Below are 13,975 nucleotides of genomic sequence, written 5' to 3' on the forward strand. Positions count from 1 at the left end.
CTAGATTCGATACTTTCATCTCTGTATTAATATTTACCTCCTCTTTTTTGATTTTCGATGATTTTGATTTTCGGTAATTATTTTACCCTTCCATTACGAGCGGAATGTAGGCTGAAGGTATCGACTACTTAGAGCTATTGCCGTAATTAGAAGAAGATACGATCACATCTTCTCCTATCTAAATCTCATTAATCAATTGCAGCAACGCATCAGTCGTCACCTTACCACTCATATCCGTGCCTTCCAGCAAGCTATCCGCCAGATCCCGCTTATGAGTGTGCAGATCAACAATCTTCTCTTCGATCGTTCCCTTAGCCACAAGGCGATAAATCGTGACGGGGCGCTTTTGACCGATGCGATGAGCGCGATCGCTAGCTTGATCCTCCACCGCAGGATTCCACCAAGGGTCCATGTGGATTACATAATCAGCAGCCGTGAGATTTAAACCCGTACCGCCAGCCTTGAGACTGATCAGGAAGACATCACCTTCACCCGCTTGGAAAGCCTCCACGCGCTTTTTGCGGTCTTTAGCGGGAGTACTGCCATCGAGATATTGATAGCTGATCTTTTGCGAATCTAGATAATCGCGAATGATATGTAGATGATCGACAAATTGGCTAAATACTAGCGCCTTGTGTTTGTTGTCCAACAACTCGCTGACCACTTCGCCGAAAAGCTGAAGTTTAGAACTAGGTAAAGGAATATCAGGTCTAACCAACTTGGTATTGCAGCAGGCGCGGCGCAATTTCATGATTTCTGCGAGAACTTGCAGATGCTTCTGTCCTGCATTTGCCTCAGTACTGGTTAATTTGGCGATCGCCTCACGACGTAATGCTTCATAAAAAGCAAGTTCTTCTTTGGTGAGTTCCACTTGTAGCGTGACTTCAGTGCGCGATGGCAACTCTTGTAGTACTTGGTTTTTGGTGCGGCGGAGAATAAAGGGCTGGATTAATTTTTTGAGTTGATTGCGGGCTTCTCGATCCTGCGATCGCTCGATCGGGTTAGCATAATTCGTATTGAAACTATCGAGGGAACCCAATAGCCCGGGATTAATAAAGCGAAATAGATTCCATAGTTCTCCGAGATGGTTCTCAATTGGTGTGCCAGTCGTGATCAGTTTGAATCCACTTTGGAGATTCATCGCCGCTTGAGATCGCTTAGTCGCTGTGTTCTTAATGGCTTGCGCTTCATCCAGCACAACCGTTTGCCATTGCACTTTGGCTAGCATTTCTCCAACTTCTTCTTGCTGAAGTAATCCATAGCTACAAATCACCATATCAAAGGGTTGGAGATTGTCGAGAACCTTTTGGCGATCGCCTGTCCCAAACACAATTACATTCAGCGTTGGCGCAAATTTTGCGGCTTCACTGATCCAGTTCATACAGACTGAAGTTGGCGCAACGATTAGGGTAGAGCCTTGAGTGGCACGGGTCAAAATCAAAGCTAAAGACTGCAAGGTTTTGCCCAAGCCCATGTCATCGGCCAAGCAAGCACCGACTCCCCAATGGGCAAGACGTGCCAACCATTCAAATCCCTCAATCTGATAATCACGGAGATCTGCTTGCAATGTAGAGGGAAGTTGCGGCACAAAATTTCGCATTTCCTTAATTCTCTTGACATGCGCTTTCCAATGTTTATCGGCTTTGAGATCGTCGATTTCATCGACAAAATCCTCTAGAGCTAAAGCAGCTAAGGGATGAAATCTTGTGCCTTTGCCATGTTTTTCCGATAGGCGACGGAACTCATCTAGACGATTGCGAAACTGTTGCGTTAGAGCAATAAACTGCCCATCACCAAGGGGAATAAAACGACTAGGAGTTTTATCAAGTAATTCTAATAAGCGCTGCATATCTAGCACTTTGTCATCACCTAGGCGTAATTCGCCTTCAGCAGCAAACCAATCACGGCTTTGATTGATCGACATCCTGAAATCACCAAAACCAGCACGGTGGCTAATTTTCATCTTCTCGCCTTCTGGCCATTCCAAGACAATGCGATCGCCTAATGCTTGTAGTTCCATTAATAATTCCAAACAAAATTCGGGATCGTCAATAGTCCATTCGCTCTCATGCTCTTCATAATTACCGAGGGTTAGACAAGCAGCGATCGCCTCACTAGCCAGTTTTTTCTCTTCTTTTAGATTACGGGTTGCTTGCAAGCGCTTACCATCTATTTCCGCCAGCACCGTCGCCCCGCCTGTCCCTGGACGATAGTAGGCTCCCGCATTGGCAAAGGGACGCGCTAACACGGCAACCTTCAGCCCACTTCCCGCAGGTAAAATATGCACATGGGGTTTGCTATCCGATGGCACTTCTTCGGCATCGCTGACACCACCACCAATGTCCGAATGCACAGTCACAATCGAAGAGATGCCATGAATTGCTGCAAGCACTTTCTCTTTAGCTGCTACGGGAATTTCGAGGCGATTTTTTCTGCCAATAATTTCGGTGATGCGGCGATGGGATTCATTTACCTGTGTCACCTTCAGGCGCGTGGGGCTTTCTTTCGTAACGACAAAGTTTTGTCCATCTTTTAATTGTGGTGAGAATTCTAAAACTAAGCGATCGCCTTTACTTGCTTTGACGAGTAGTTCTGGTTCCCCTTTGACAATATCAACACGAGTAGTCGGCGAATCTTCCCAGAATACCAAGGGATGTCCAACTAAGGCGCAGATCGTATCTTCATCAAATTCATACTGACTCTGCCCATAATAGCCATGATAGGAATAGACTTGCACATGGGAACATACCAGAATATCCTGTGGAGTCATATAGGGAAACTCATGCACCGACTCCTTCAATCGCTTGACTGCAATGTTACGCCCTGCACTCCACACACCTTTAGCATTAACTTTCTGCTCTCGCGGCTGGATCGTACAGATTCCCTTATTAAAAGTAATAAACCAAACCAAACGTTGGGGTGAATTACTAGCTGATTTTGACTGTTCCTGTGGCGATTTGCTAAGATTTAGCAATGCATTCAGACTTAGTTCCCAAGTTTCTTGAGGACGGATCAGATTGACAATAGTGGGAATTTGGTTGCTTTGGCGCAATTTGTGAGCATGTTTTTGATGAATAGAGTTAGGCGCAAGTTCTCCCAATAATTCTGCTGCTTCCATCGATATCCAATGATATCCAGCATTTACCGATTGTTTAAGTAATGGTTCGAGAATTCTAGGTAATTCGATTCTAGCTTTTTCAGGATTTGCCCAATAGAGACAGAGTGCACTTATTAGTGCTTCAAGGCAATGACTCTCTGTGTGATTGTGGATATATTCACTGCTGAGCAAATCCTTTTGTGGGATATCTCCCAATTGGAACTTCAAAACCTTTTGCAATCTGCTATAAGAAACCTGTAGCCAATGATTTGTCTGCTTTACCATGATCGCCGTATAGCCTTCGGCTTCGCGCATACTTTCAGCAGTGCCTTCCTGAATTAGCGCTAATATAAAAAATAGCCCAGGTTCACCACTAAAGTAAACTTGACGCTTACCTGTAGCTTTTCTGATCATCTTTAGGGATTGGCGAAACTGGGCGATCGCGAATTCGCGATCGCCTTTCAGAAAATACAACCAAGCTAATAGAGCATCCCCAGCATCTTTATAGGCAATCGATAGTCGATTGTAAGCTTCTTGGACAGTTTGCAAATCAGCACGTAATAGACTCTGCTCGATCAAAACTAGTAGTAACTGATCGGTACAGCGATCGCCTTTTTCTTGAAATTCCTTGTGTAGAAGTGTCAAAGCTGCTTCAGTTGGCTTCAACTTTAGCATTCCATTGGTTAAAATTGTTGCTAAAGCGATTTCATAGAATTCTAGTTGTAAGGTCTGGAACCATTCAGGATCGAAGGGGTTGCTACAGACTTGATACAAAATTGCATCTAAGGTTATTTTTTGTTGGGAATAGCCATAGCGATAGAAGTCTTCAAACTGCTTAGTGACAAACTTAATATCTTGGCGGTAAATACCAATCCTGACTTCACGGATAAATTGCGATTCACTCCTGAAAGTCCGTGAATCAGTTCTACCGTAAGATGGTACAGGAATTTGCAACTCGATCACAGTAACAATCTTCTCAAATTGTCCTGATTTCACGGCATCACGCGCGGCAATATCGATCAAAGAAGTATGGCATTGTAGACCTTGAGAACGATCTTGAGTAAGTAAGTTTAATTTTAAAAATCGATCAGTATATGTCTTTAAACTAATCCCCGTAAAGTGCTTATTATCTTTGTCTTTGAGTCCAAGCTGAAGTAGACAATCAAAATATACGCTGCGATTAATTGGCTCATAAGCGATCGCAAATACTTGGATCATCTGTTTCTCTAGTGGCAATAATTTGCTGTAACTAGCTGTCAGGGCTTCATAAAGCTTCGCAGAATCAACTTGAGAATCAGACATATCAGGGTTTGTATTGTGACTAGATGATTAGAAGAATTTGCGATCTGTGGCAACAAAATAAACCCAAAATTTGTATTGTATTTGTTGCCAATTACTAATCTTAGCAAAAATCTGGTTTTCAATATAGATTTATAGCAATTTTCGCTCAACCTATTGACTGATGTAATACCAAAACACAAGATGGCGTAGCCATTTTGTGTTTTTAAAACCCTTACTGGGTTTGATTTTTAATTCCTGAAAGTGTGACCACACTTTCAGGAATTGGTATAACGGGAAAATAGAGGTAGTGGTTTGGTCTCCAAACCCTCTGTCAATAGGATATTGACAGATCAAAATGCACCTTTATTCTTCGTAGCATGGGTATTGAGTCTATATAACCAACCTTCTGCAAGACGATGATATTTGATAATGGAGGAGGATTTTGTGGACATGAGAAGCTATCTAAAAGCCTGTAACTAGGCACTTTCTTTGCTAATCCATATCATTCATGGGAGCGTGGATTGAATGAACATACAAATGGATTGATTAGAGAATTCTATCCTAATAAAAAGGTAAGGATGGGCGGCGCTTAGCGCCGCCCATCCTTACCTTTTTAAGACTAACCGAACCAATTGCATTTCATAATTGCATTGACGAACGTTTTATTATGAATGTATATGCAACGCCATCCTGACCATTTAATTAACAAATCTCCTTTATCCTTAACACTTTGTAATGAATTTGTAATAGCATAGGGGTTGACTCTACACAATAACCTCTATGTTGGAACCTTCTCTAGCCGTGACAAACCAAGATGCGACCATTGCCGAAACCACCGAAATACCATCATTGAAGGTTCCAGCTTTTTCTCTAGCTCATCCAGATCAAGACTACCTAAGCGCGACCCTTAGTGATGCAGAATTTGCGCCAACCGATAGTTTTGTGAGCCGTCACATTGGTGCTAGTTCGTCAGAAATTCAGCAAATGCTCATTGCTATTGGTTGTGACTCTCTAGAGGACATGATCGAAAAGACTGTGCCTGAGGCAATCAGAATTAAGCAACCCTTGCAGTTAGGCGAAGCACGCGGGGAATATGAATTGTTGCAGGAGTTAAAGGCGATCGCCTCCAAAAACCAAGTTTGGCGATCGTACATTGGTACAGGCTATTACAACTGCATCACTCCCCCGATTATTCAACGTAATATTTTAGAAAATCCAGGTTGGTATACACAGTACACTCCCTACCAAGCCGAAATAGCCCAAGGACGGTTGGAAGCCTTGCTCAATTTCCAAACCATGATTATTGATTTAACGGGTTTAGAGATTGCCAATGCATCTCTTTTAGATGAAGGAACGGCTGCTGCCGAAGCGATGACAATGGCAGCAGGACTTGCCAAGAACAAGGGGAACAAGTTCTTTGTATCCAGTGATTGTCATCCACAGACGATCGCAGTTGTCAAAACCCGTGCGATTCCTTTAGGGCTTGAAGTGGTAATTGCTAAACATGACGAATTTGAATTTGACAAAAATTACTTTGGCGCGTTGTTGCAATATCCTGCTAGCGATGGTGCAATTTATGATTACACCGATGTAATTGCTCAAATTCATGCCCAAGGTGGTTTAGCGATCGTCGCCGCCGATTTGTTGGCACTCACATTGATTAAATCACCTGCTGAATTTGGTGCGGATATTGCGATCGGTAGCGCCCAAAGATTTGGAGTTCCCTTTGGTTATGGGGGGCCACATGCCGCTTATATGGCAACCAAAGAAGCTTATAAACGCCAAATGCCGGGGCGGATGATTGGTGTTTCTAAGGATGTACATGGTCGTCCTGCTCTACGTTTGGCATTACAAACCCGTGAGCAGCATATCCGCCGCGACAAGGCAACCAGTAACATTTGTACGGCTCAAGTTTTGCTCGCAATCATGGCGAGTATGTATGCGGTCTATCACGGTGCTGAAGGCTTAAAACGCATTGCTAAGCGCGTAAATCTCTTGACGGCAACCCTTGCAAAATCTTTGGAAATTCTGGGACACACGGTTTCCCATCAAAACTATTTCGATACGATTCGCGTTGAGTTAAAGGGAATCTCTAGTGAGAAAATTAAAACTAGAGCCGCCGCTAAACAGATCAACTTGCGTTACTTAATCGATGGCGCGATCGCTATTAGCCTCGATGAAACCGTCTCTAAACAGGATTTACTTGATTTAATTGCCATATTTTCTGAAGATAAATTAGGAGTTACGAATTACGAATTACGAGCTTCTGATTCTCAATTCGTAATTCCTAATTCCCTAATTCGTAATTCCCCCTATCTCACCCATCCAGTATTTAACTCCTACCATTCCGAATCAGAATTATTACGCTATATCTATCGCCTCCAATCTAAAGATTTATCGCTGACTACATCGATGATTCCCCTTGGCTCTTGCACCATGAAGTTAAATGCTACTTCAGAAATGCTTCCTGTCACATGGGCGGAGTTTGGGAATATTCATCCCTTTGTGCCATTAGAACAAACGCAAGGCTATCAAATTCTGTTTCAACAATTGGAAGCTTGGCTTGCCGAAATCACAGGTTTTGCGGGTGTATCGCTTCAGCCCAATGCAGGTTCTCAAGGAGAATATGCAGGGTTATTAACGATTCGAGAATATCATCAACATCGTGGTCAAACTAATCGTCATATTTGTCTAATTCCCACTTCAGCACATGGGACAAATCCCGCTAGTGCAGTCATGGCTGGGATGAAAGTTGTTACTGTAAATTGCGACAATGAGGGAAATATTGATGTAAATGACCTCAAGTCAAAAGCTGAAAAGCATCAGCATGAACTTGCTGCACTGATGGTCACCTATCCTTCGACGCATGGAGTATTTGAAGAATTAATTAAGGATATTTGTGACATCATTCACTATTACGGTGGACAGGTGTATATGGATGGTGCAAATATGAATGCCCAAGTTGGACTCTGCCGCCCAGGGGACATCGGTGCAGATGTTTGTCATCTGAATCTGCATAAAACTTTCTGTATTCCCCATGGTGGTGGTGGACCTGGCATGGGCCCAATTTGTGTCGCACCGCAGCTAGTTCCCTTTTTACCTAAACATCCTTTTAATGGAGAGCCTGAACATACCACAATTTCGGCTGCTCCTTGGGGAAGTGCTAGTATTCTCACGATTTCTTGGGTCTATATTGCGCTGATGGGAGCGAAAGGGCTAAAACTTGCCACGGAAGTTGCTATCTTGAACGCCAACTATATGGCTCAACGTCTTGCACCACATTATCCAATTCTCTACACGGGCAAAAATGGCTTAGTTGCCCATGAATGTATTATCGATTTACATGATTGCAAAGCAATCGCAGGTATTGAAGTGGATGATGTGGCGAAGCGCTTGATGGATTATGGATTTCATGCGCCAACGATGTCATGGCCAGTAGCGGGAACGATGATGATCGAGCCAACCGAGAGCGAATCGAAGTCAGAACTTGATCGCTTCTGTGATGCAATGATCTCAATTAAGCAAGAAGTAAATGCGATCGCCTCTGGGGCAATGGATAAGCTGGATAATCCGCTAAAAAATGCTCCCCATACTGCTGAGACTCTACTAGCCGATGAATGGGATCATGCCTATACTCGTCATCAAGCCGCCTATCCTGCCCCTTGGCTGAAGGAGCATAAGTTCTGGACAAGTGTAGGACGCATCGATAATGCTTTTGGCGATCGCAACTTTGTTTGTTCTTGTTTACCGATAGAAGCTTATGACCCACATTCCGCTCTCAAAGGAAGAGAAAAATAATTAGGAATCAGATTACACCATTCATACACATTGCCCCAATCAAGGTGACTATTTTTCCTTTAGGTTTAGGACGTTGACCATAATATCTCTTGCCTCACACTGAACGACCATGAGTGCACGTAAAGTTAAGACGCATCCCATCGATTTTTTAGAGGGGCGATCGCTGGTTGAGTGTTTTTTAGAGGTGGCGATCGCACTGGTTTCGGTGTTATGTTTCTGTCAACCAACAGAACTGGTAACCATGAAGAACAATGCGTTCATCATGTTGAGATGGCTTTTTACCAGTATATAAATCGATAAATTGGCTATAAGCACTAAAACCCTTATTAATTAATGCTGACAAGTCTAAATATTGCGGATTTACGTCAAAATTGGCAAGTACTAACACTTTCTCGGATGGGCGCTGATGATCGAACCGAATAAAACCGAGCAAATGTTCATTGTCTAATTGGAGCAATTCACGATTATTAAAATCGGCAAACGCCGAGATCTCTTTGCGAATAGAAATCATCTTTTTCATGGCAGTGAAGATCGCATATTGTTCAGTGCCTTGTTTTTTGCGTAGTTCGGCTTTTTCCCAATCAATTTTTGGACGATGAACCCAACGATTATCATTGCTTTTGCTAGGATCTTCGCTAAAGCTGTAATCATTGAGTACACCGATCGCATCACCGTTATAAATCAAAGGAATTCCACCAAAGGATAGAATAATTCCATGCAGTAAGAGAATTCTATTAATAGCAGCAGAAATCAAGTTTTTGTCTTCCGAATCCAGAGCCGATTCTAGACCAACTAGAGAAGCCAAAGACCCACAGATGCGTCCATCTCCTGTAGCTTCATTATGCATGAATTCTAACCCCCTAGCCAAGCCATCAAACTTGCCGCTAAAGTAATCAATTAAAAAGCGTCTGTGAGAATAGGGTTCGTAACCCGCTAAGCGAATATCGTTGTCGTCAAAACCAAAACCAATGTCATCGTGACAGCGGACATAATTTAGCCAAGTCGCCCGTTCCAGTTTATTGGGCAAGCTTTTGATCCCTTGGCTGAGGAGTTTCGTGTTTTTAGTTGCCACGCTATCCCAGAGCAGAGCCATTAAAGTAGCGTTATAGGCAATTTCACATTCTTTAGCAACGATCGCATCTTCTCCAAAATACTTAATTACTTCCACAGGCGCAACGATCGCTTCGGCAATAAATAGCACTCCTGGAGCAGTTACTTGGCAACAGTCCTTCATTAGCTGCAAAATCAAATGCGCTTTGCGTTCATTTTGACAAGAAGTGCCAATCTTCTTCCACAAAAAAGCCACCGCATCAAGACGCAAAATATCCACACCTTGATTTGCCCAAAACAGAATAATGTCCAGCATCTCAATAAATACATTAGGGTTGCTGTAGTTCAAATCCCATTGATAATCATGGAAAACTGTCATTACCCATTTCTGCATTTCAGGATTCCAAGTGAAATTTCCTGGAGAAGTTTCAGGAAATATCTCTGGCATACTCTGCTCAAACATATCAGGGACTTCTCGATCTTCAAAAATATAGTAATAGTCCTGAAAGCGGCGATCGCCCTTAATCGCTTTCTTAGCCCATTCATGTTCATCAGAAGTATGATTGAGAACAATATCGAGAACCAATAAAATATCGCGTTTGCGGAAGTCTGCGGCAATGTAGCGAATATCTTCTAGATCGCCAACACGTTCATCAATTTGCCGAAAATCACTGATAGCATAGCCTCCATCGCTTTTACCTTCAGGACATTGCAAAATTGGCATAATATGCACCAAATTGATACCTAATTCTTGAAAATAGCTGGATTTGCTAGCAAGATCCTTTAGATTATCAGCAAATCCATTGGAATAAAGCGCCATCCCCACCCACTTTTGAGACAAAAACCAGTTGTGATCCTGTTCGCGCAAAATATCCAAACGCTCCAATTCCGCAGAGCGATCGATATATCCCTTTGCCATTGTTTCCACTAGACGCAACATTTGCAACTTAAAATCATTACGATGTCCGTACAGCGTATAAAACAGCGAATGGATTGCATAAAAATTAGCTCCCAGCCTTGTATAAAAATGTCGCAAGTCTTGACGGCGAATTTCGGGCTTTAAATCATCAAGAATAGAATTTAAAAGGGAATGAGAAATTTGTTCGTACATGAAGTTTTTCTAGAATATGTTTGTCTAAATTATTTCGTTGTTTGTTACTAAAGATCCCCCTCAATCCCCCTTATAAAGGGGGAAGAAGAAAATCCCCCCCCTTTATAAGGGGGGCTGGGGGGGATCTACACCCTAAAACGTAGACATAGAAACTTGTGTATACACAGTAGAGATGAGGATTTTATACTGATCTATTCTATCCATTTTTGTGCGTCTGGATAATAATGGACAATTCCTTCCAAAATTCCTGCACTATAGTTCCCATTCATGTCCAAAAAACCGCCATGAGCTAAATACAAATTGTGTATATTCCCTTGTTCCTTTGCTTGTTGTTGAGATTGAGTAATTATATCGACATGGGCATTGGCGACCAAAATCGAAGGCACAGGACTAATCAGTAATGGTAGATCGTTACCACTGTCACCTGCAAAAACTGTATTACTGTGATCAAAATCCAATTGATCCATCAGAAATTCCACTGCATGGAGTTTGGTGGCATGGGCTGGCAAGATATCTAGTAGTCCAATTCCCTTAGCTTCATCAACACTATAGATCAAACTTGCAGCAATATTTTGTTCTTCAAGGCGATCGCTGATGTACTGCTGCAAAGCATCTTTTTCGATATCTAAGGGCAGATAATAACTAAGTTTAAAACGGCTCTGTTGATCGGGTTCTTGCAAAACTAAATGCGATATTTCCGCTAAATCGCTAAACCATGGCTCTAGATCCACAGCGTTTAAACCTCGCCAATCCCCTGCAATCTGCTGTGTCCAGTTTTGCCAAGATTTCCAGCGATCACCTTCAAATTGATAAATCGTGCTACCCACATCGCCAACCACCCAATTGGGTGTAGGTAGATCATACTCTTGAATCGCTTCTTGAACTAAGGAGAGATTTCTACCGCTTACATATACCAAGCAGACTTCGGGGCGACTGACTAAATGGGTAAATATGGTTCGTGCTTCAGGGGATTCTGGTTGCTTTCCATTTGGTATTAAGGTGCGATCAAGGTCAGTACAAATCAATAATTTCTGCATAGGTCACAATTGTATTAGTTAGTGAGGAAAGTTTCCCCGCCCAAAGAGGGGAAACTCTCTATAAATTAAAGAAGTCATAATGGGCGATCGCCTCTAAAATGCCCCCAGCATGAGCGCTATCCGCAAAATAAACGCGATCGCTATCACTCAAATTCAATAGCTCTTCACGGTGACGATTATCAACGACTACGCCCAAAGTATTGCCACGCAGCATATCTTCATCGCCGCCTGATCCACCATTCACCAAAACCTGCTCTAGAGGAATGTTCCATTGTCTAGCGACATAGCGCAGGGCAAGCCCCTTAGAGGCTCTTGCAGGTACAAAGTCCAGATATTGACCAAAGGAGAGGGTTGTATTCACAGACAATTCCTGTTGACGCAATAGGGTCAAAATCTCCTCCATTGACGGGGCAATATTGGCATCGTAGTAATAGGAAACCTTAAACCGACTTTGCTGATTTTTTGGTTGGAGGGTGATCCCTGGTAACGGATCGATAATGCGCCGTAATACCTGCGGTGTCCACCAGTGATCGATATGGTAATTCCAAGCAATATCCGCAGTATATCGAGGAGGATAGTAAATCTCTGTACCTAAACTGGTAATTAGAACATCGGGGGTGGGAATTCCATAGGTTTTTAAAATCTTGAGAACTGAATCTAAACGCCGACCTGTGGCGATGCCAAACAGAAATCTTCGATGTTGTTGGCGAACTAGTTGAATAAATTGCGTCAATGCTTCCGCATCCCCCAACAAGGTATTGTCGATCGCTGTGAAAATCGCCCGCTTGCGGTACTGACCTGCTTTTGGTGAGAATGTTGGCTTTGGTAAAGGTTCCTGTTGCAATACGAGAGGCTGAATTTTTTGCAAATAGGTTTGAGCATGAGCCTCCCATGAATAGAATTTGGCAACATTTTTTAACCCATTTTCGGAAAATTGCTGCCAGAGATCTGCATCTTCGAGAATCTGCAATAAAGCCTCAGCGATCGCCTTCTCATTCAAAGGATCAACTAATAATCCATTCTGACAATTACCAATAATATCCACTGGCCCCCCATTTTCCGTGGCAACCAAGGGCAATCCACTTGCCGCCGCCTCCAATAGTGTTAATCCAAAAGGCTCAGTGAGAGCAGGATTGACAAAAACACCCTTGGACTTAGCTGCTAATCGATAAATATCGGCAACTTCTCCAGAACTATGGTGCTTCGGTAGAGCTACTCGACCATAAAGATCATAGCAATCCATTACCAGTAATAACTCTGTCAAAACATTTTGCGCCCCCTCATTTAGCTCTCGAATATCCTGTCGATTACCCGCCACAATTACCAGATTAGCTAATTCTTGGAGACGAGGCGATTGACCATAGGCTTCTAAAAGTGTAACGATGTTTTTGCGCTGATCAGGACGAGAAAGAGCCAGAATAATTGGCTTTTCAGGATTATTGAGAAACTTGGCTAGCACCTCTTGAAAAGCGATCTCTTCCTGATCATCAGTCAGGGGATGAAACTGATCTAAATCTGTCCCTGGGGGGATGATCGCCATTTTTTCGGGCGTGTAATAGTCGTAAAGTTCATATTGATCTTCAATTTCATTGCGCGTGCTAGTAATCACCAAGTCTGCATTACTGAGGGTATCTTCTTCAGCACTGACCCTCTGGAGCATATGATAGCGTTCTTCGATCTGTTCTAGGGGTATTCCTGATCCCAGCAATCTTCGCAACTTATCTCGTCCTAAGGAATGTCCCGTATGGATTAGGGGTAAACCTGTTAAATGGGAAAGTCGCACACCCACATATCCTGCATCGGCATAGTGAGTATGGATTACATTAGGCAAACGCGGCTGCTCAAGCAACCAAGCAAACAGGCGATCGGTAAAGCCATCCAGATGACTCCATAATTCTTCTTTAGGAATATAGCCTTCAGGTCCTGCTTCAATCCGCACGATCTGAGCATTTTCGGCTAAAGCTTCGGTCTCTAAGCCATAGTCAGCATCTACAGCATCATCAATAATCAGTCTGGTAACCAAATCAACACGTTCTACATTCGACTGTTTGGCAATAGCTTTAGCCAATTCCACAACATATTTGGTTTGACCTCCAGTATCTGCGTCTCGCCCCAATTCTAGATTATGACCTCTGATCAATCCATGAATGCTGATAAGCAGAATATATAATGGTGTGCGATTCTTGTTGGACATAACTGGTTAATCTAAGGTTAAAATACAACAGATTTGAACAATTCTCCAAATAACACTTTATAGAAGTAAACTATAGCAACTCAAGTCATCTCGATAGTTGCGGCGCGAAGCGCCGCAACTATCGACTGGGTTTTGTTTTTGTCTTAACATTACTGACTATAGCTATAAAGATATGAGATATTATCTCCGCGCTTCTAGTTTAGAATATCTATCTGAGAATATTTGGAGATCCTAAAAAACTTCTCAAATATCTTCCTAATGAATGAGTAAATTTAAATTACTCCCTTCCCGCTATAAGATCAGTGAATTAATGAAAAGATAAAATCCAGTGTTTTTCGTAATTGTATTTTTGAGAGAAATTGACTGGATTCAAAAAACTGCTCTAGCTGATTAGTGATATCTCCTAA

General features: G+C 42.6%; 5 protein-coding genes and 1 pseudogene. 2 read left to right on the forward strand and 4 right to left on the reverse strand.

The window, feature by feature from the left end:
* Nucleotides 1–178: 178 nt before the first annotated feature.
* Nucleotides 179–4,399, reverse strand: a complete 4,221-nt coding sequence (locus B9G53_RS13180) for a DEAD/DEAH box helicase (protein WP_094533021.1) — start codon at nt 4,397–4,399, stop codon at nt 179–181.
* A gap of 404 nt (nt 4,400–4,803) precedes the next feature.
* On the opposite strand from B9G53_RS13180, the pseudogene B9G53_RS28505 reads away from it, so the two are divergent.
* Both B9G53_RS28505 and gcvP read left to right on the forward strand, forming a co-directional pair.
* A pseudogene (locus tag B9G53_RS28505) lies at nt 4,804–4,941 on the forward strand (IS30 family transposase); the annotation flags it as partial.
* A gap of 217 nt (nt 4,942–5,158) precedes the next feature.
* Nucleotides 5,159–8,176: an aminomethyl-transferring glycine dehydrogenase gene (gcvP, locus tag B9G53_RS13185; RefSeq protein WP_094533023.1), complete on the forward strand. Its 3,018-nt coding sequence runs from the start codon at nt 5,159–5,161 to the stop codon at nt 8,174–8,176.
* Between the two features lie 208 nt (nt 8,177–8,384).
* Here the strand turns inward: gcvP and B9G53_RS13190 are convergent, their stop codons facing one another.
* The 3 genes from B9G53_RS13190 to B9G53_RS13200 all read right to left on the reverse strand — a co-directional run bounded on the left by B9G53_RS13190 (nt 8,385) and on the right by B9G53_RS13200 (nt 13,568).
* A complete protein-coding gene (locus tag B9G53_RS13190; RefSeq protein ID WP_094533025.1) occupies nt 8,385–10,337 on the reverse strand; it encodes an alpha-amylase family glycosyl hydrolase in 1,953 nt (650 codons plus the stop codon).
* A gap of 191 nt (nt 10,338–10,528) precedes the next feature.
* A complete protein-coding gene (locus tag B9G53_RS13195) occupies nt 10,529–11,374 on the reverse strand; it encodes an HAD-IIB family hydrolase (protein WP_094533027.1) in 846 nt (281 codons plus the stop codon).
* A 58-nt stretch (nt 11,375–11,432) separates the two neighbouring features.
* Entirely contained in the window at nt 11,433–13,568 is a 2,136-nt protein-coding gene (locus tag B9G53_RS13200; RefSeq protein ID WP_094533029.1) for an HAD-IIB family hydrolase, read from the reverse strand.
* Between the last annotated feature and the right edge of the window lie 407 nt (nt 13,569–13,975).

It is taken from the genome of Pseudanabaena sp. SR411, assembly GCF_002251945.1.
Classification (GTDB): Bacteria; Cyanobacteriota; Cyanobacteriia; order Pseudanabaenales; family Pseudanabaenaceae; genus Pseudanabaena.